This is a genomic window from Salimicrobium halophilum (assembly GCF_900100295.1).
Lineage (GTDB): Bacteria > Bacillota > Bacilli > Bacillales > Halobacillaceae > Salimicrobium > Salimicrobium halophilum.
In genome coordinates this window covers 49957-70132 of the sequence record NZ_FNEV01000001.1, presented here as the reverse complement: position 1 = coordinate 70132, position 20176 = coordinate 49957, and the positions used below count along the sequence as shown (strand labels likewise).

18 protein-coding genes and 1 other annotated feature are annotated in these 20176 nt (G+C 47.6%); of the genes, 1 reads left to right on the top strand and 17 read right to left on the bottom strand.

Going from position 1 to position 20176, the window contains the following annotated elements; genetic code table 11:
• Positions 1–9 precede the first annotated feature (9 nt).
• The 9 genes from aspS to BLQ44_RS00310 form a co-directional block, all read right to left on the bottom strand.
• The gene (gene aspS / locus BLQ44_RS00350) at positions 10–1773 is read right to left on the bottom strand and encodes an aspartate--tRNA ligase (protein WP_093190645.1); all 1764 of its coding nucleotides are present in this window, start codon (positions 1771–1773) and stop codon (positions 10–12) included.
• 3 nt (positions 1774–1776) lie between these two features.
• Complete coding sequence (gene hisS / locus BLQ44_RS00345) at positions 1777–3051, bottom strand: histidine--tRNA ligase (RefSeq protein WP_093190643.1); 1275 nt, start codon at positions 3049–3051, stop codon at positions 1777–1779.
• Positions 3052–3139: 88 nt separating this feature from the next.
• Positions 3140–3356: a binding site (T-box leader), on the bottom strand.
• Between the two features lie 52 nt (positions 3357–3408).
• A complete protein-coding gene (dtd, locus tag BLQ44_RS00340; protein ID WP_093190640.1) occupies positions 3409–3855 on the bottom strand; it encodes a D-aminoacyl-tRNA deacylase in 447 nt (148 codons plus the stop codon).
• 12 nt (positions 3856–3867) lie between these two features.
• Positions 3868–6069 carry a RelA/SpoT family protein gene (locus BLQ44_RS00335; RefSeq protein ID WP_093190638.1) on the bottom strand — a complete coding sequence of 734 codons (2202 nt, stop codon included), beginning with the start codon at positions 6067–6069 and terminating at the stop codon, positions 3868–3870.
• Positions 6070–6167: 98 nt separating this feature from the next.
• On the bottom strand, positions 6168–6683 hold the full coding sequence (locus BLQ44_RS00330; protein WP_093190635.1) for an adenine phosphoribosyltransferase: 516 nt from the start codon (positions 6681–6683) through the stop codon (positions 6168–6170).
• Positions 6673–8967, bottom strand: coding sequence for a single-stranded-DNA-specific exonuclease RecJ (gene recJ, locus BLQ44_RS00325; RefSeq protein WP_093190634.1), 2295 nt, complete (start codon positions 8965–8967; stop codon positions 6673–6675). The genes BLQ44_RS00330 and recJ overlap by 11 nt, the downstream gene beginning before the upstream one ends.
• A gap of 54 nt (positions 8968–9021) precedes the next feature.
• On the bottom strand, positions 9022–9333 hold the full coding sequence (locus BLQ44_RS00320; protein WP_093190631.1) for a LapA family protein: 312 nt from the start codon (positions 9331–9333) through the stop codon (positions 9022–9024).
• A gap of 129 nt (positions 9334–9462) precedes the next feature.
• The gene (secDF, locus tag BLQ44_RS00315) at positions 9463–11748 is read right to left on the bottom strand and encodes a protein translocase subunit SecDF (protein ID WP_093190629.1); all 2286 of its coding nucleotides are present in this window, start codon (positions 11746–11748) and stop codon (positions 9463–9465) included.
• A 30-nt stretch (positions 11749–11778) separates the two neighbouring features.
• Positions 11779–12063 (bottom strand): post-transcriptional regulator, encoded by a 285-nt coding sequence (locus tag BLQ44_RS00310; protein WP_093190626.1) that lies wholly within the window; start codon positions 12061–12063, stop codon positions 11779–11781.
• Between the two features lie 105 nt (positions 12064–12168).
• Between BLQ44_RS00310 and spoVB the strand changes: the two genes are divergently transcribed.
• The gene (gene spoVB, locus BLQ44_RS00305) at positions 12169–13674 is read left to right on the top strand and encodes a stage V sporulation protein B (protein WP_093190624.1); all 1506 of its coding nucleotides are present in this window, start codon (positions 12169–12171) and stop codon (positions 13672–13674) included.
• 4 nt (positions 13675–13678) lie between these two features.
• On the opposite strand, the gene BLQ44_RS00300 is transcribed toward spoVB, so the two are convergent.
• From BLQ44_RS00300 to ruvA, 8 genes are all read right to left on the bottom strand, one after another.
• Positions 13679–14314, bottom strand: a complete 636-nt coding sequence (locus BLQ44_RS00300) for a YetF domain-containing protein (RefSeq protein WP_176757377.1) — start codon at positions 14312–14314, stop codon at positions 13679–13681.
• A gap of 55 nt (positions 14315–14369) precedes the next feature.
• On the bottom strand, positions 14370–15650 hold the full coding sequence (locus BLQ44_RS00295) for an ArsB/NhaD family transporter (protein WP_093190621.1): 1281 nt from the start codon (positions 15648–15650) through the stop codon (positions 14370–14372).
• A 145-nt stretch (positions 15651–15795) separates the two neighbouring features.
• On the bottom strand, positions 15796–16056 hold the full coding sequence (gene yajC / locus BLQ44_RS00290; protein WP_093190619.1) for a preprotein translocase subunit YajC: 261 nt from the start codon (positions 16054–16056) through the stop codon (positions 15796–15798).
• A 17-nt stretch (positions 16057–16073) separates the two neighbouring features.
• On the bottom strand, positions 16074–17210 hold the full coding sequence (gene tgt / locus BLQ44_RS00285) for a tRNA guanosine(34) transglycosylase Tgt (protein WP_093190616.1): 1137 nt from the start codon (positions 17208–17210) through the stop codon (positions 16074–16076).
• A gap of 15 nt (positions 17211–17225) precedes the next feature.
• Positions 17226–18254, bottom strand: a complete 1029-nt coding sequence (queA, locus tag BLQ44_RS00280; RefSeq protein ID WP_093191981.1) for a tRNA preQ1(34) S-adenosylmethionine ribosyltransferase-isomerase QueA — start codon at positions 18252–18254, stop codon at positions 17226–17228.
• Between the two features lie 18 nt (positions 18255–18272).
• Positions 18273–18473: a DUF2905 domain-containing protein gene (locus BLQ44_RS00275; RefSeq protein WP_093190614.1), complete on the bottom strand. Its 201-nt coding sequence runs from the start codon at positions 18471–18473 to the stop codon at positions 18273–18275.
• Positions 18470–19471 (bottom strand): Holliday junction branch migration DNA helicase RuvB, encoded by a 1002-nt coding sequence (ruvB, locus tag BLQ44_RS00270; RefSeq protein ID WP_093190611.1) that lies wholly within the window; start codon positions 19469–19471, stop codon positions 18470–18472. The genes BLQ44_RS00275 and ruvB overlap by 4 nt, the downstream gene beginning before the upstream one ends.
• A 15-nt stretch (positions 19472–19486) precedes the next feature.
• On the bottom strand, positions 19487–20095 hold the full coding sequence (gene ruvA, locus BLQ44_RS00265; RefSeq protein ID WP_093190608.1) for a Holliday junction branch migration protein RuvA: 609 nt from the start codon (positions 20093–20095) through the stop codon (positions 19487–19489).
• Between the last annotated feature and the right edge of the window lie 81 nt (positions 20096–20176).

Sequence of the window (20176 nt, the reverse complement as noted above, 5' to 3'; positions counted from 1 at the left end):
CAAGCCAAATCATTTCTTTTTCTGAAGCTTGAGGCTCAATTCTTCCAGCTGTGATTCGTCCACTCCACCCGGTGCGTTGGTCATGAGGTCGGAAGCAGAAGCCGTTTTCGGGAATAAAATCGTATCCCGTAAATTCGTTCGATTCGCCAAAATCATGATCAGACGATCCAGACCGAAAGCGATGCCTCCATGCGGAGGTGCACCTGAATCCAGTGCCTCCATAAGAAATCCGAACTGCTCTTCCGCTTCTTCTTTAGAGAATCCTAACGCTTCGAACATCTTCTCCTGCAGGTCACGTTTATGGATACGAAGAGATCCTCCACCTAATTCATACCCGTTCAGAACGATATCATAGGCTTCTGCCTGAACCGTTTCCGGACGATCCAGAAGGTGCTGTTCATCTTCTGCAGCCGGCATTGTGAACGGATGGTGCGCGGCATAGTAACGACCGTCATCTTCATTATATTCGAAAAGCGGCCAGTCGATGACCCATAGGAAATTGAATGTGGAATGATCGATCAGATCGAGACGATCTGCGAGTTTTTGCCTCAACGCTCCGAGACTGTCGTGGACAACGCTTGTCTTGTCCGCCACGAACAATAGCAAATCGCCATCCTTCGCATTCAGTGCCTCTTTCAAGGAAGAAGCTTCTTCTCCTTCGAAGAATTTCGCGATCGGTCCTGTGAGTTCTCCGTCTTTCACTTTGAGCCAGGCAAGGCCTTTTGCTCCGTAGACTTTCACATCTTCCGTCAGCTTATCGATGTCCTTACGGGAGAAGTCCTCCGCTTGGCCTTCTACGTTGATGGCACTGACTTGACCGCCGGAAGTTACAGCATTTTTGAATACCTGGAAGCCGCTATTTTCAACAATAGAGGAAATATTTACAAGTTCCAGACCGAAACGGGTATCCGGTTTATCAGAGCCGTAACGCTCCATCGCTTCTTCATAGGACAGGCGAGGGAAAGGTGTCTCGATGTCGATTCCTTTCACTTCTTTCATCACTGCTGTCATCATGCGTTCGGTCATCGTCATGATGTCTTCTTTTGTAACGAAAGATGCTTCGATATCCACCTGGGTGAACTCCGGCTGACGATCGGCCCGCAAGTCTTCATCACGGAAGCAGCGTGCGATCTGATAGTACTTTTCAAATCCGCTCATCATGATCAACTGCTTGAACAGCTGAGGAGATTGCGGAAGAGCATAGAATCCTCCATCGTGAACGCGGCTCGGGACGAGATAGTCTCTTGCTCCTTCCGGTGTACTCTTTGTAAGGATAGGCGTTTCCATTTCCAGGAACCCGTCCTGGTTCAGGAAGTTACGGATCACTTGCGTCGCCTGGTGACGGATATAGAAGGTATCCTGCATTTCCTTCCTTCTCAGGTCGATATACCTGTGTTTCAGACGGGCATCTTCCGCTACGTCCGTTTCATCCTCGATCATGAATGGGGGAGTCTTCGCTTTATTAAGGACGCGGACGTCAGAAGCCAGAACCTCGATCTCCCCTGTTGCAAGCTGTTCATTGACTGTCCCTGCTTCGCGAGCAACGACTTCCCCTTCGACTTCCAATACATATTCCGTTCGAACCGATTCAGCGATAGCCAGCGCTTCTTTGGAAACTTCCGGGTTGAATACCACCTGTACAATCCCCGAGCGATCGCGGAAGTCGATGAAGATCAATCCTCCGAGGTCTCTTCGTTTCTGTACCCATCCTTTCAGTAACACTTTTTCGCCTTTATGCGTCTCTCTTAATGTTCCACAAGCCGTTCGTTCCATTCCTTACTCCTCCTTCTCCACTTTCAGTTCATTAACGATTTCCTCAAGCTTGACTTCCTTCTGTTCTCCGCTAGTCATATCTTTGACGTTTCCTACACCTTCTTCTATTTCACGGTCTCCGAGAATGACGACCTTCTTCGCTTTCAAACGATCTGCAGCTTTGAACTGTGCCTTCATTTTCTTCTGCAGGTAATCTTTATCCACCTGTAAGCCGTTCGAGCGCAGCTGATCCACAAGTTTCACTGCTTCGAGTTCAGCTTTCTCCCCCATAGCAATTACGTAGCAATCAAGAGCATCCTCAGCAGGAAGTTCCACTCCTTCCGCTTCAAGGGCCATAAGCAGGCGTTCGATACTCAGTGCGAATCCTATCCCCGGAGTATCCGGTCCGCCGATATCCTCGACAAGGCCATTGTAACGACCGCCTCCGCTTAATGTAGTGATAGCGCCGAACCCTTCCGCTTCACTCATGATTTCAAATGCGGTGTGGTTGTAATAATCAAGACCACGCACGAGATTCGGATCCACTTCATAATCAATCCCCATAGCATCGAGGTAACGCTTCACTTGATCAAAGTACGTTTCAGAAAATTCGTTCAGGTACTCTAAAATCGAAGGAGCCGTTTCCATCGCAGGGTGATCTTTGTCTTTCTTACAGTCGAGTACTCGGAGCGGGTTCTGCTCGAGACGCAATTGGCAATCTCCGCATAATTCTTCCTTATGTGGAGAGAAGTGATCGACGAGAGCCTGACGATGCGCTTCCCGACTTACCTGATCTCCCAGGCTATTCAATACGAGTTTGAGCGATTTCAATCCGAGTTCTTCATAGGCTTTCATTGCGAAAGAAAGCACTTCCGCATCTACAGCAGGGTCTTCACTTCCAAGCGCTTCCATGCCGAATTGGATGAATTGACGATACCTTCCCTGTTGCGGGCGTTCATAGCGGAACATCGGTCCGAAATAAAACAGTTTCGTCGGCTGATTCGCAAGGCCATAAAGTTTATTTTGAACAAAGGACCGGACAACTGAAGCCGTACCCTCGGGTCTCAGAGTAATACTGCGTCCTCCCCGGTCTTCGAATGTATACATTTCTTTTTGTACAATATCCGTAGAATCCCCTACTCCTCGCTGAAACAGTTCTGTATGTTCGAATATTGGCGTCCGAATCTCTTTATAATGGAAACGATGAGATAAATCTCTCAGTGTCTCTTCGATATATTGCCATTTTTCAACGGTACCAGGCAGGATATCCTGCGTGCCTCGTGGCGCGTTCATTGCCATATCAATTCCTCCTTTATTTCTGTTGAATGAAGCTTCTTTTTGAAAATCGACATAAAAAACCCCGTCTCTTTTTCCGTATTCTTACAGAAAAAGGGACGGGATTTCCCGCGGTGCCACCCTTGTTAAAGTTTACACTTCCACTCACAAGTCTTTAACGCAGACGTACGTCCATGCCTACTACTTAAGGTTCGACACGGCACCTAGGAAACGTCTTTCATCGATGCATCATACAAAAGTGCTTCCAGCCATGGCACTTCCTCTCTGTCTATGTGGGGATCGACTACTTTTTTCCTCGAAGGTTTTTCCTTGAATGAATTGATTACTATCATATAGCCGCATGCGGATTATGTCAAGAAATCATCGTTCTTTGCTATCAAGAATGAGCGTGACCGGCCCGTCATTGATCAAATCGACGGTCATCATTTCTCCGAAAGCTCCTGTAGCTACATCAATTCCCTGACGGCGAACGTGATCATTGAACGTTTCGTAAAGCTCATTGGCGTAATCAGGCTTAGCCGCCTGCATGAAATTGGGTCTACGCCCTTTCCGGCAGTCTCCGTACAGCGTGAATTGAGAGATAGAAAGCACTTCTCCGCCTACATCCACTGCTGAAAGGTTCATTTTCCCTTCTTCATCTTCAAAAATTCGCAGGTGAGGAATTTTTTTTGCCAGATAAGCGGCATCTTCTTCGGTGTCATCATGAGTCACACCAAGCAGAACGACGAGGCCCTTTTTCACACTTCCTGTGGTGCCACTTTCTACCGTCACTGATGCACCGGTTGTACGTTGTACGACTGCTCGCATCCCTCATCCCTCCTACTGCATGACTCGACGGACCGTATAAACTTCCTGGATCTGTTTGATACGATCGACGATTTTTCGTAAGTGATCGGTGTTTTGGATCAGAATCGTAATGTGGATGGTAGCCATCTTATTCCGATCGGACTTGCCCGAAACTGCTGTAATGTTTGTCTTCGTTTCATTCACGGCCTGCAACACTTCGTTCAAGAGGCCTCTTCTGTCGTACCCCCATATCTCGAGGTCTACGTGATACTGCTTGCTGTTCTGTTCATCCGTTTCCCATTTCACCGGAAGAAGACGGTCTTGAGCCTCTTCCGTGTTCACATTCGGACAATCGGTTCTGTGTACGGAGACGCCTCTCCCTTTCGTGATATACCCGATGATATCGTCTCCAGGAACAGGGCTGCAGCATTTGGCCAGTCGGACGAGCAGGTTATCGATTCCTTCGACGACGACACCTGAGTCCTTCTTGACGTTCGGCTGCTTCTTGACATCTTTCTTATTCACATTAGCGACGGTGTCCTCGAGAGCTTCCTGTTTCTCTTTCTGTCTACGTATCTTTTCCGTCAGACGATTGGCCACCTGAATAGCGGTGATTCCCTGATAACCGACCGCTGCGTACATATCTTCGACGGATGAGAAGTTGAACTTATCCAGCACGCGTTGGATGTTATCAGGCGTCAGCACTTCTTTCGGTGACAGATCGAGATTTTTGATTTCGCGATCCACGGCCTCTCTACCTTTCGAGACATTCTCGTCTTTGCGCTGTTTCTTGAAGAATTGCTTGATTTTATTCTTCGCCTGGGAGGTCTGAGCGATATTCACCCAGTCCTCTGATGGGCCATATGAATGCTTCGATGTCATCACTTCGACGATATCACCTGTCTTCATGACGTAATCGAGCGGCTCCATCTTTCCGTTCACCTTAGCTCCGATTGTCTGATTTCCGATTTCCGTGTGGATCCGGTAAGCGAAATCCAAAGGATTGGAACCGGACGGAAGTTCAATGACGTCTCCTTTAGGAGTGAAGACATAAACCATGTCGGAGAAAAGATCCATCTTCAGAGACTCCATGAATTCTTCTGCATCATGCGTCTCGCTCTGCCACTCCATAATCTCCCGGAACCAGGATAGCTTCTCTTCGAAGGTCTGGGTACCGCTCGCCTGTTTCCCTTCTTTATACGCCCAATGCGCAGCTATCCCGTACTCGGCGATCTCATGCATTTCATGGGTTCTGATCTGCACTTCCAGGGGATCCCCTTTCGGACCGATGACCGTTGTATGAAGGGATTGATAAAGGTTCGGCTTCGGCATAGCGATATAATCTTTGAAGCGACCCGGCATAGGCTTCCAGCACGTATGAATAATACCAAGCACTGCATAACAATCTTTGATACTATTTACGAGAATGCGGACAGCCAGCAAGTCATATATTTCATTGAATTGTTTGTTCTGAAGCACCATCTTCTTATATATGCTGTAAAGGTGTTTCGGTCTTCCGTGCAGATCTGCACCGATATTCACCTGATCGAGCTCCGAGCGTATTTCATTAATGACCTCATCAACGTAATGCTCCCGCTCATTCCTCTTCTGTTTCATCAGATGAACGATCCGGTAGTATTGTTGAGGGTTCAAGTAACGAAGAGCAGTATCCTCCAATTCCCATTTGATGGTGGAGATTCCGAGTCTGTGAGCAAGCGGAGCGAAAATTTCAAGCGTTTCATTTGAAATACGCCGCTGCTTCTCCGCAGGGAGATGTTTCAGCGTTCGCATATTATGCAGACGATCAGCCAATTTGATAAGGATGACCCGGATGTCCTTCGCCATAGCTACAAACATCTTCCTGTGGTTCTCGGCCTGCTGTTCTTCTTTGGATTTATATTTGATTTTCCCGAGTTTGGTAACTCCATCGACAAGCATAGCAACTTCTTCATTGAATGCTTTTTTCAAGTCCTCAACTGTGACATCCGTATCTTCTACCGTATCATGGAGAAACCCACTAGCAATCGTTTCCGGGTCCAGTTCAAGGTTGACCAGAATACCCGCTACCTGTACCGGATGTATGATATACGGTTCGCCTGATTTCCTGTATTGATCACGGTGTGCCCAGGCCGCGTATTCATAAGCTTTACGGATAAAGTCCAAGTCGTCCCCATTCAAATAATGTCGTGCCCCGTCGATCACTTCTTCGGCAGTTAATACATTGTCTTTCGCCATAACAATCACCCTGATTTCTATATGCTATCTTCCTGTTCCAAATAACCCGTACGCTGTAAAGATATTATAGGAAAAGAGCGCCCTTTTCGGGCACTCTTTTATTCATACTCCATCAGTGTCAGAATATCATAATCCTCTAGCTTATCCCGGCCATTCAAGTACTTCAGTTCGATAAGGAAAGCACAACCGGCAACTTCTCCGCCCAGTTGTTCCACAAGGTCGATTGTGGCTTCAATAGTACCACCCGTAGCAAGAAGATCGTCGATGATCAGTACTCGTTGGCCTGGTTTGATGGCATCTTTATGGATCGTCAGAACGTCATCCCCGTACTCGAGACCGTAATCGACTTTGATCGTTTCCCTTGGTAGTTTCCCTTCTTTACGCACAGGAGCAAATCCGATTTCTAGAGCGTAGGAGACCGGGCAACCTACGATGAAACCGCGGGCTTCAGGCCCGACGACGATATCGATATCGCGTTTTTTGGCATACTCTACGATGTCATCCACGGCTGATTTGAATGCCGGACCGTTATCCATAAGAGGGGTGATATCCTTGAACTGCACCCCTTCTTTCGGCCAATCTTCAACTATTGCTATATGCTCTTTATAATCCATGTCCTATTTCCTCCTTGACTGGAGACCCTGTGTTTTCCATCTGGGTCTCTATCCACTCTCTCAATTCTCTATATGTCGAATAATATAGCGTTTTTTCCACTTCAATCTGTTCCTGGCGCTTCTGAAAAGTACGGGATTCCGTCAGATCTTTTTGCTCAGGTTGCTCATTGACGCGCAAATAACCATCTTTCATTGTAACAAAATCGAGGTCAAAAAACACGTTACAAATGAATTTAATCGATTCTACCCGCCAACCCTTATGCCTGGAAAGCAGAACAGCATCTTTCTCAAGGTCGAACGTTCCCTTCTTCTTCAGCATGCCGTAGAAGTATTTGAAGTGATCCCTCGTCGGAAGCGTCTGCATGAACGCATCCTCTTTCAATGAATAAGCCATGTACAATCGTTCTACATCTGCAGAAGATAGCAACTCTTTCATCTGCTCCAGACTCTCCGGCAGGTCGAGCACAACGAGCGATGGATAACCTTTCACCTCTTCATCCATGAATGAAAATACCGGCAAACCGTCCGGATCGTTCACCGCTTCGCTGAATGTCACGCAGGCAATATCATCCGCTGGCTTCTGAAAATGTTTATTCAGGTGTTTGGACCCTCTTATATCAAACATTTGCCATTTATTCACTGCCAGGTCCTCGACCATCAGCTGGGGCTTCCTCATTCCATTCCATTCATTGATACTGAGCTGTCCCACAAATTCTATCGGAGATTGCGGGGCGATCAGTGGATACGCCTCTCCCTGACCGAAAGCAATCGCATCAAGACGGGTCCCCTCATCTTCGAGCGTGAACTTGAGATGATTCTTCTTACTGCCGATCAGACGTACTTCTTTAGCTTTCGACTTCAGGTGGAAATATGGTTTCGGATTGGCCATCCCGAACGGTCTCAGCTGATTGATTAATTCTATCTGTTTGATGGTCACTTCTTCGAGAGAAAGACTCATCGTCACGCCGAGCGACTGCTGATAATCGTCGTCGGATAGTTTCTCTCTCGCCAAGCGGCACAATTCCTCTCTCAACGTATCCACATTTTCTAACGACAGAGTCATCCCGGCCGCCTGCGCGTGTCCACCGAAATGCAGGAACAGGTCTCTTACTTGCATGCAATTTTCGAACATATCGTAAGCATCGATACTTCTTGCAGAGCCTTTCGCTTCCTGCTTCTCTTCATCAATAGCCAGGACGATTGCAGGTCTATCGAATTTCCGTACAAGCTTCGAAGCTACAATACCAAGGACCCCCGGGTTCCAGCCTTCTTTAGCTACTATAATCACTTCGTCTTCGGATGAAGCATCCAACATAGATTCAGCTTCTGCAGCGATATCCTGTACGATTTTCTGACGTTCTTTATTCAATTCCTGCACAAATTCAGCAAGTTCTTCCGCTTCTGTCTGGTCTTCGGTAATCAGGAGATCCACCGCAGGCGATGCATCCTGAAGGCGACCGACGGCATTCATACGCGGCCCGATCATAAAACCTACAGCTTCTTCGTCCACGTATCCTTCGATATTATTCAGCTTTTTCATTGCCTGAAGGCCCGGTCGTTTCGTCCTGGACAAAGCTTCCAGTCCATAGGTGACGAGAACCCGGTTCTCTTCCTGCAAGGGAACGAGATCGGCTACGGTACCGAGTGCTACGAGATCGAGCAAATGTTCCGGATATTCGCCTTGAAGAGCATGAGCGAATTTGAAAGCCACCCCGACTCCCGCCAGTTCATGAAACGGATACTGCACCGACGTCTTCGGATGAAGAATCGTATAAGCATCCGGCAGTTCCTTCTGTATTTCATGGTGATCGGTGATGATCAGATCGATCCCAAGTTCTCTTGCCACTTCCGCTTCGTGAACAGCAGCGATTCCGGTATCCACCGTAATTATGATCGAATACCCCTGCTGATGAGCCAGGCGAAACGCTTGTTCATTCGGCCCATACCCTTCCGTGAAACGATTCGGTATATAAAAGTCACAGTTTGCTCCCATGGATGTAAGACATTCCATCATCAGCGCGGTAGAACTGACCCCGTCCGCATCATAGTCGCCGAAAACGAGGATCGATTCGCCCAGATGAATGGCTTCCTTCACCCGGTTCACAGCTTTCCGCATTCCATTGATCAGGAAAGGATCATGAAGCTCAGAGAGAGAAGGGTTCAAAAATTTCTCCTGCTCTTCCTCCGTGTGGATCCCCCGCTGACGGAGCAACTCATGGATAAGGTCATCATCTGTATGACCAGAACTATATGTAAAGTCCCATTTCATTTTACTTTTTAACATAAACGACACCCCTGACCTATTTATTATACTAAAGGCCATGGGGTGCAAACAACCTTATTCCACTGTTTGTCGTTCTGCAGAGTTTTCCTCTTCGTTCTGTTTCCCTTCTGCCACAGCAGACTGGTTCGTGTCCTGTTTCTTCTCCAGATTCTTATAATCCCGCTTCAGACGAAAATATCGAAGTGCTCCAACAGAAGCAGTGATGACTCCGCCCATCAGAACAGAAATGAGTATGACAAGAATCAGAGGCGCTTCTCCGGAGCCGAATAGATAATTGACCTGCACCGGATCTACGTTAATAACTGCAAAGATTGCCACAAGTAATGCAAAGACGATCGCTAAAATAATATAAGATTGCCCTTTCATCTGCACAGCCTCCTTTTACTTATATATACCCGACCAACGTGCCCTTCAATCTATGAACACAGTTTTTGCCATCCGGAACGAAAGGAAGCAAAAATAAAAGCCGCCCCCTGAAAGAGAGCGACTGTTGAATTATACTTGCGGGCCTCCGGTTTTCTTCTTCGTAGAATACTCAATCGGTTTTTCATTGATGGAGCGCCCTCTCATGACAAGCCATATCTGGGAAGCGATGAACAGGGACGAATACGTACCTGCAGCAAGCCCTACGACAAGTGCGAAACCGAAGTTCGTTATCGAGGAGGCACCGAATAAGAAAAGCATCAATGCCGCAAACACAACCGTTATGACTGTATTGAAACTTCGGGCGAGTGTCTGCATCAGACTGGAGTTGACGACTTCTGCGAGTTCACCGAACGATTTGACCTTCCGTTTCAGACGCAGGTTCTCACGGATCCGGTCAAAGGTTACGATCGTATCATTGACCGAATACCCGACAATCGTCAGTATAGCGGCAATGATTGTGATATCGAACTCAAGTCTTGTAATGCTGAACAATGCAATGATGAAGAACGCATCGTGCAGCAGTGCAAGGATCGCCGTAAGTGCAAAATAGAACTCGAAGCGGATCGTCACATAAATGATGATTCCGATCGACGCATACAACACAGCAAGCGCCGCGTTTTTCGCAAGCTCCTGACCGACGATCGGCGAAACCGTACTGACGTTAGGCGTGTTCCCATACTCTTCTTCGTAATAGTTCTGGATTTCAGCGACCTTGTCCTTCGATAGTACCGTCTCGAATCGGGCGACGGCAATCTCATCATTATCTCCGGATATGACCACCTGTTTGGCGGTTACACCGAAATCTTCTTCGAGCGTTTCTTCTACCTGTGACGCCTGGATGTTCCCATCGGAGAGAATAGATACTCTCGAACCACTCGTAAAGTCGATACCTAGATTCAACTTGAAAATCATCAGAGCGATGGCCCCGGCACCGATCAGTACGATGGAAACGGCGAAGAAACGTTTACGCATCGCTGCAAAATTGAAAGTTCTTCCCTTCCACGTCGTGTTGACAGGCGTCGTATCATCGATGTCCTGGATATCTTCCGGTTTCACACCGAACCACTTCGGTCGCTTATTAAGGAAACGGCTCTTCACCCAAAGACTCAAGAATAAACGCGAACCGAATACGGCCGTGATGAAGCTGACGAGAATACTTATGATCAGCATCGTCGCAAACCCTTTGACTGAACTCGTTCCGAATATGAACAGAACAGCGGCCGCGATCATCGTAGTGATGTTCGCATCCAGAATCGTTGCGAGAGACCTTTTATTACCGGCTTTGAAGGCGGACATGACCGTCTTTCCAGCCTTCAGTTCTTCTTTGATCCGTTCATAGGTGATGATATTGGCGTCCACCGCCATACCCACACCCAGAATAAGGGCAGCGATCCCCGGAAGGGTAAGCACACCATTCAACAATTCGAACACAAGAAGGATGAGATAAATGTACACCGTCAATGTGACGGTTGCGATGATTCCCGGGAAGCGGTAATACGCAATCATATAAAGGAAGATGAGTGCTATACCGATAGCTCCGGCGATGATCGTTTTGTTCATCGCCTGCTCCCCGAACTGGGCTCCGACGGATGTCGAATACATTTCTTCAAGGTTCACCGGCAAAGAACCGGAGTTAAGCATATCTGCTAGTTGTTTCGCAGACTCGACGGTGAAGTTCCCGTCAATCTGTACGTCTGTACTTCGGATCGGTTCGTCATTATTGAACCCGAGAGCAGAAATATAAGCGGGATCTTCTTTCCCGTATTCCTCCGGGAACGTCGTATCAAGCTCTGCATAGTCGAGCCAGATGACCATCATCCGATCATTGTAAGGGGTGTTCGGATCCTGTTCCATGCTTGTAATCGTATCCGAAACCTCATAGAATTCCTGTGCACTTTCCATCTTCACAGTGACGACAGGCTGGTTCGTGTTCGCATCAAAGGACTGTTGAGCGCTACCTTCGACAATATCACTACCATCGAGATACTCTTCCCCCTCTACGTCGCGGAACGACAATTCAGCCGTCGTCGACAGCAGTTCCCTTGCTTCCTGCTGATTCTCGACACCAGCGAGTTGCACTCTGATCCGGTCCGGCTCTTCGATATTGATGTTCGCCTCACTGATACCTAGCGAGTCTACACGCTGGGTCAGAGACTGGACCGTAGCCTCGAGTACCTGTCTGTTCACTTCCTGTTCTTCATTGATCGGATCCACTTCATAGAGGATCTCGAATCCTCCCTGCAGATCCAATCCGAGTTTGATATCTTTCGCAATTCCTGTGACGGTCGTCCCAATCATAGAAGCCAGAAGCGCTACTATTAGAAAAAAGGCGACTATTCGACCTCTTTTTTTCATTCCGTTCGTTCCCCCTTGTTGTACCTGCGCCTAGAAACCTTTCGTCACTGCCTCAAGGCTCGCTTTCAAGTCATCATTCTGATAAATCTGGTTGGCTACGTAACTTAGATACGTATGTGGCTGGAGCCGGAACACGTCCTGGACGACAGCATGAAGACGTTTCTGTTTATTTTTCTTCCATACTTTTTTGTTCAGGCAATTCCATATCTCTTCTTTCGTGGCAGTGGAATAACCAAGCAGTAAAAATTCCTGCTTTTTACTCTCTAAAGCAGGATCGATATAACTCCTCCATTCCTGCACGTGCTTTTCTTCCATAAAAACCGAACTCCTTTTCTAATGAAGAGTCATTGTTTATTTATGTACAAGCATATAATCCATTGTAGCGGAATTTTATTTCTTTGAGAAGGTGAATGGACGATAATGTCAAAACAAACTTTCCTGAAAGGGGCACTCCTCCTTATCATAGCGGGGCTTATTACCCGGATTTTCGGCTTTGTTAACAGAATTGTCACTGCGCGCATCCTCGGTGAAGAAGGGGTAGGCATCTATATGATGGCTCTTCCTACCCTGGTGCTCGTCTTTACCATCACCCAGGTCGGACTCCCGATCGCTATAGCGAAACGAATATCCGAACTGGAAACCTCGGGAAAAGAGGAACTCATCAAACCTACGCTGGTATTCTCCCTGTGGGTGACAGGAGTCATGAGCATTGTGACAGGAGTAGGGTTATGGTTTATTTCGCCGTTCATCGCAGATGTCCTGCTTCAGGACGGGCGGGTGACTATGGTTCTCCGCGCCATTATTCCAGCTATCCCTGTAATTGCGGTAAGTTCTGTCATCAAAGGATATTTCCAGGGAAGACAGAATATGAAACCGCAAGCCTACACCCAAGTACTCGAGCAGGTTGTTCGTATCGGTTTCATTTTCATCTTTACTCCCCCCCTTCTTGCTTACGGGCTTGTTACAGCAGCAGCAGGTGTCATGATCGGGGCAGTGATCGGAGAAATCGTCTCATTAGTATGTATGATCTATTATTTCCGAAAAGATTATAATCCCGCTGTGGCAGACGAGAAAACTCAAAGTATTGCAAGGCCTTTGTTGAATATAGCTCTTCCCGCTTCCGGGAACCGGGCGATCGGTTCTTCCACTTACTTTTTGGAACCGATTGTCGTAGCTCAAGGCCTGACGCTTTTCGGATACACGACTATCGAAGTCTCACAGTTATACGGACAGCTGACAGGATTCATTCTGCCTCTTCTCATGATGCCGGCCTTCTTTACACACGGGCTGTCCACCGCTCTCATACCGGCTTTGAGTGAGGCTCATGCATCAGGGGACCGGGGGCTTGTCAATCATCGGGTTCAACAAGCGATCCGTCTGTCTCTGCTATCCGGAGGATTTGCGACGATCCTTCTCCTCATTCACCCGACATCTATTCTATCTCTTCTTTATAACACGACTTCAGGAGATGAGATGCTTAAGTTGATGGCTCCTTTCTTTCTGCTGCATTACATGCAGAGTCCACTACAGGCAGCTCTCCAGGCACTCGATTTTGCTAAGGAAGCGATGATGAACTCATTATTCGGGAATCTCTTGAAGTACAGCATCCTTCTACTCCTTACTACGTCCATCGGCTTTTCAGGTGTCGTTATTGCGATGGTACTCGGCGTCGTGCTGGTCACCGGTCTCCACATGCTCACTATGTACAGGCACCGTTATCACATCATGACAGGCAAACAAGCAGGGGCATTCCTTGTCCTCCTGTCCCTTTCTTTTGCGGTCGGGTACGTCACAACGAATGCTCTCCCTGGTTCTCCCATTGCTCTTTTCCTGTCCATTGCAACCGTGAGTCTTATTTACATCCCTCTTTCTGTAATGCTTGGATTAGTAAAGAAAGATGAATGGCGTCTCTTTGTCAAAAAGTGACCCTTCACTTCCTGTCGATATACAACTCCTTGTCTTCCGCGATTGTACAAATCGATACGTCCTCTTCGCTCATTATACCGCGATCTCTTAGTTGGTTCATCAGCCACTCTTTTGTGACGCTTGCTTTTTTCAATCCATCTTTAAGGATCTTCCCGTCACATATCAATAGATAAGCAAAACCCGAATTCCCTTGTTCATCTTTTTCGAAAACAGAAAGCTTCCCTGAAGGTTCCAGCACGGCGAAGGAAACATCCGCCAGGTGCTGGACTCCTTTTTCTCTTAATTGAACGAACAAATCGTTGAAATTGTAGCGCTGCTCTCTCATGACCTTCTCGTTCACTTTACCGTCTTCGATAATGAACGCCGGCTTCCCGTCAAACCACTGACGGAATTTCTCGCTTTTCAGAGACAGAAGAGCGCTCCCTCTTTGGATAAGCAGTAAAGTGATCATTGGTACGATGGCCTTCACCATCGACTCCGCAGGTTCTTCAATAAGAATAATAGCGATTTCTGCAATCATAATGAATACTACGAGGTCCATTACACTGAGCTCCCCTATCTCTCTCTTTCCCATCAGACGAAAGACCAGAAGGACGAATACATATGTCAAAAAAGTGGCGCTCACCAGTTGTATAATCATACACGCTCTCCTCCATCAACGACGTTACGCTTATTCTTTTCCTGAACCGGTAAAATTACCCCTGGAGATAGCGGAAAAATACGTAAACGGTCGCTATAATGAGCGAAAGAAGCGTAAAAAGCATCCCATACTTCATATAACGGAGAAATGGTAACGGCGTCCGGTAATTGGCCGCGATTCCTGCCACGACCATATTACAGGAAGAACCGATAAGCGTTGCATTACCTCCAAGACAGGCACCGAGCGCCAGAGACCACCACACAACATCGATCTGGTCAAACCCGAGATCGGCCATTTCCTGAACCACCGGAATCATTGCTGCCACGAAAGGGATATTATCGATCAACCCGGAGAGGATTCCGGAGGACCATAATACCGCCATGGACGTAAGAGCTACATCTTCCTTCGAGGTTTCCATGACTGTCAGCGCCAGTCGATCGAGGAGCCCCGTTTTTTCAAGTCCTCCGACCAGCACGAATAGACCGAGGAAGAAGAACAGCGTTTCCCATTCTATTTTCTCGAACACCTTTCCTGTCTCCATATATGGATGAGAGACGAGAAGCATAAGCAGAGCGCCGGCCATAGCAAGGGAGGTCAGGTCGATGGGGAGAAAAGGATGAAGAAGAAAGGAACATATAGTAAGAAGCAGGGTGCCGGACGCCTTTACTACAAAGGCATGGTCTGCCAAATACTCTCCGGGAGAGTCCATGGATCGGTATAATTTCTCCGATTCTTTGCCACTGAGCGAAGAACGGAACATCATATACAAAAGGAAAAAGACAATCAATAGAATGACAATTACAACTGGAGCAAGATGCGAAAGGAAGCTAATGAAGGAAAATCGCTCCACTGCCTGCCCGATCATGATATTGGGTGGATCTCCGACAAGCGTCGCAGCTCCTCCGATATTCGCAGATAAGATCGTCGTAACAAGGAAAGGGAATGCGGGAAGATCGAGGCGTCTGGTCAACGTCAGTAAAATCGGGGTGTACAAAAGGACAGTAGTCACATTATCGAGGAAGGCAGAACCTACAGCTGTAAATAACCCTGACACCATCAAAAGAGGGATAGCCTTGCCTCCTACAAGTTCCGCAAGGCGGACAGCGAAGTAGTCGAAAACCCCCGTATGCTTCACCACACCGACAAGGACCATCATGGAGAATAATAATATGATCGTTTCCCACTCCACCATGTCCATGGCTTCTTCCCAACTCATGATCTGAACGATGATCAGAAGAAGTGCACCTGTCAAAGCGACAGCCGCACGGTTCCACATTTCCATAATTACAAAAGCATAAACGGCAGCAAATATTAGGATGGTAAATAGTGATTCCATGGTTATCCCCCTGTTTGTCCTTTTGCTTCACTATATTCAACCGTTCAGCCTTTCATACAGACCTTGCGCAGTTTTCCTAATGCAATAGAAAAAGCCTGCAGAAAAACATACCGTTTTTCTACAGACTTCTACTGTCATTTATTACTTAGTCATTCTTTTTTTCGCGTACGGAAGAACGGTCGAATTTCATGCTCGTTCCGTCGTTCACCGTGATTACGACAGTTCCTTCGTCGATGGCATGAATCGTACCATGCATCCCACCGATAGTGATGATTTCATCACCTTTCTGCAGTTCTGATTGCATCTGTTGTACCTGCTTCTGCTTCTTCTGTTGTGGACGAATCAGCAAGAAGTAAAAGATGACAAACATCAGGATGATAGGTAAAAGCCCTACTAGTGTTTCCATCCTCGAATCTTCCCCCTCTAAAAGTTTTTCGCGTCTGGCTTGTTGAAACCATATTGTTCAAAGAATTCTTCCCGGAAATCTCCGAGCCTGTCCTCTTTAATGGCTTCTCGCACTTGCCCCATCAAGTTTAACAGAAAATAAAGATTATGATAAGTAGTAAGTCTGATCCCGAACGTTTCATTCGCCTTCACGAGGTGACGAATGTAGGCCCTGGAGTAATTCCGGCACGTGTGACAATCACAATTTTCATCGAGTGGTCGGAAATCACGGGCAAATTTTGCATTTCTGACAACGAGACGGCCATTCGAAGTCATACACGTGCCATTCCTGGCGATTCGTGTCGGCAACACACAATCAAACATGTCTACTCCCCGCAGGGCACCGTCAACCAGTGAGTCAGGCGATCCGACTCCCATAAGGTAGCGAGGTTTGTCCGTCGGAAGTAGAGGCGTCGTGTATTCAAGAACGCGGTTCATGACGTCTTTCGGCTCCCCTACGGAAAGTCCACCGATTGCATAACCGGGGAAATCGAGGGATGTAAGATCTCTGGCACTTTGCTTTCGAAGGTCTTCGTATTCTCCGCCCTGCACAATACCGAAAAGACCCTGATCATGGGGCCGTTTATGTGCGGTGAGGCAACGCTCCGCCCAGCGGCTCGTCCGTTCCACCGAATCCTTCATATACTTGTGTTCAGCAGGGTATGGAGGACACTCATCAAAAGCCATCATAATATCGGCACCAAGCTGGTTCTGAATGTGCATCGCTTTCTCCGGAGAAAGAAATAACTTCTCTCCACTGATATGGTTACGGAAATGGACCCCTTCTTCTTTAATCTTACGAAGATCACTCAGGCTGAATACCTGAAAACCTCCGGAATCCGTCAGAATCGAACCGTTCCAGTTCATGAATTTATGCAGTCCACCGGCTTCTTCCACGATATCGGATCCCGGACGTAACCAGAGGTGATACGTATTCGAAAGGATCATACCGGCGCCCATCGACTCCAGTTCTTCCGGGCTCATCGTTTTCACCGTTGCCAGCGTTCCGACCGGCATAAAGGCAGGAGTATCGAACGTCCCGTGAGGAGTATGGACCTTCCCGAGCCTCGCTCCTGTCTGTCTACAAGTTTTTATATGTTCATACGTAATTGCCATTTATATCTTCCACTCCTACTTTAAAATTAACATTGCATCTCCGAAGCTGAAAAAGCGGTACCGTTCCGTCACGGCACGATTGTACGCTTCGAGGATAAAGTCTCTGCCGGCTATGGCGCTGACCAGCATGATCAGCGTAGATTTCGGCAGATGAAAATTAGTAATCAGCCCATCAATCGATTCCACCTCTTGAGGAGGATAAATGAAAATATCGGTCCATCCTCTCTCTGCGACGAATCGATCATTACCACGGTAAATCGTCTCAAGCGTACGTGTGGAAGTAGTTCCGACAGATATGATTCTGCCTCCTTTTTCCTTCACCTTATTCAATCGGTCCGCAGACTCTTCACTCAGGGTGTAGAATTCCGCATGCATATCATGGTCTTCAACGTTATCCACACTTACCGGACGGAATGTCCCAAGCCCGACATGAAGCGTCAAATAAATCAGCTCGACACCATTATCCTGCAGTTCTTGCATAAGGTCTTCCGTAAAGTGGAGACCTGCGGTGGGAGCAGCTGCAGAACCCTCTTCTTTTGCATACACCGTCTGATACCGGTCGCGGTCTTCCAACTGCTCTGTGATGTACGGAGGAAGTGGCATCTCTCCTAAAGACTCCAACACCTCGAGAAAAATGCCTTCATACGAGAATTCGACGAGTCTACCTCCGTGCTCCAGCTCTTTTGTACAAACGGCTTTCAGACGTCCGTCGCCGAATGTCAGAACCGTTCCCTCTTTCACTTTTTTCGCCGGCTTCATCAGCACTTCCCATGTATCTCCTTCATGCTGATGGAGAAGTAGAACTTCCACCTTACCGCCCGTCTCTTCTTTGACTCCATACAGACGTGCAGGGAGAACTTTCGTGTCATTCAACACGAGGCAGTCACCGGGGTGGATGTATTCTCTGATATCCGAGAACACCCGATGTTCGATTTCTCTCTTTTTCGTATCCATGACCATCAGCCTGGAAGCATCCCGGTTTTTCAATGGAGTCTGGGCAATCAGTTCTTCCGGCAGGTCAAAATCGTAGTGATTGATATCCATCGTCATTATTCTTCATCCTCACTTCAATCTGCTTACTATATAAAAAATCAGGGATAACACAATACTTACAACAATCGAGGTCATAATCGGAAAGTAAAAGCTTACATTCCCCTTCTTGAAGCTGATATCTCCAGGAAGTTTGCCGATGAACGTCCCTATCAGTCCGATCAGCAGGAAAATGATGCCGATTACGATAAAAAGTTTACTGAATTCAGTCACAGTCCCGGTACCTCCCGGTCAAAATGACTATATGTTTTCGGAGTGGCTACACGACCTCTTGGCGTACGCTGAATGAACCCTTTTTGTAACAGGAAAGGTTCATACACATCTTCAATGGTCTGGGATTCCTCCCCGATCGTCGCTGCCATCGTATCCACTCCGACCGGGCCTCCCCGGAATGAGTCGATCAAGGCAAGCAGCAGCTTATGGTCGATATGGTCCAGACCGTCTTCATCGACCTGGAGCATTCCGAGGGCTTCCTGCGTGGTAGCAAGAGAGATTTCGGCTTCTCCCTTCACCTGGGCGATATCCCTCACCCTTTTCAAGAGACGGTTGGCGATACGCGGTGTCCCTCGGGAACGACTGGCCACTTCTTCGGAAGCTTCCTGATCGATGGAGACCCCGAAGATCTCTGCGGTCCTTCTGATGATTTCCGCGAGCGCCTCTGTTTCGTAGAATTCGAGACGTCCATGGACTCCGAACCTGTCTCTTAGCGGAGCAGATAGCAACCCGGCTCTTGTCGTCGCACCGACAAGCGTGAACGGAGGGAGATCAAGACGTACCGACCGGGCACTTGGACCCGACCCTACCACAATGTCCAGACAGAAGTCTTCCATTGCCGGATACAGCACTTCTTCCACCGAACGCGGCAGACGATGAATCTCATCAATGAAAAGCACATCTCCTGCTTCGAGGGAAGATAGGATAGCCGCAAGATCACCGGCTCTCTCCACGGCAGGACCTGAAGTCGTCCGGAATTGCACGCCCATTTCATTAGCGATGATCGAGGCAAGCGTCGTCTTTCCGAGCCCCGGAGGCCCGTATAACAACGTATGGTCAAGCGGCTCTTCGCGCATCTTTGCAGCCTCGATGAAAATCCTCAGGTTCTGCTTCGTCTTTTCCTGTCCGATGTACTGGGATATAAACTCCGGCCTGAGACTCTGTTCCATATCCTCTTCTCTTCCCTGTTGTTCTCCTGAGATGATCCTCTCTTCCATCCTTATCCCTCCTTTCTATGCTTTCAAAAGTAGCTGAAGCCCATGCCGGACGTAGTCATCGACTTTATCCGCCTCTACTTTGTGCAGCTCCGGTTTGATAACTTGCAGCTCTTTGTCTGAATAGCCAAGAGCTTCTAGCGCCTCTAACGCTTCTGCGACAAGGGATTGATCCGCTCTCGCTTCTGTATAGAAAATCGTAGCTTCATTCTCTTCATCCGGAATCCAGTCGACCAGTTTCCCTTTCAGATCGAGAATCATCTGTCTGGCTGTCTTCTTCCCGACACCCGGGAACTTCGTCAAGTACTTATCATCTTCGCGTTCGATGGCTCCAACGAAATCGGCCACACTGACACCCGCTAGAATGGCGAGCGCCCCTTTCGGACCAATACCCGAGACATTCAAGAGCTTCGAGAACAAGTACTTGTCTTCTTTCTTAGCGAATCCGAAAAGAATCTGGGCATCTTCTCTCACGTGATGGTATGTATGAACTTTTAATTCTTTATTCATGCTGGGCTCAAAATAAAAAGGGTTGGCACAGAAAATTTCATAGCCAATACCTTGAACCTCTACAATAATGGATTCTTCTTCGATCGATGTCAACAATCCGTTTATATAAGCAATCATTCACTTCTCTCCATTCCTATCTTACTCTAAGTTATTGTAACATACATACACCTGTTCGTATTAGTGAAAAGCGGAGAAGCC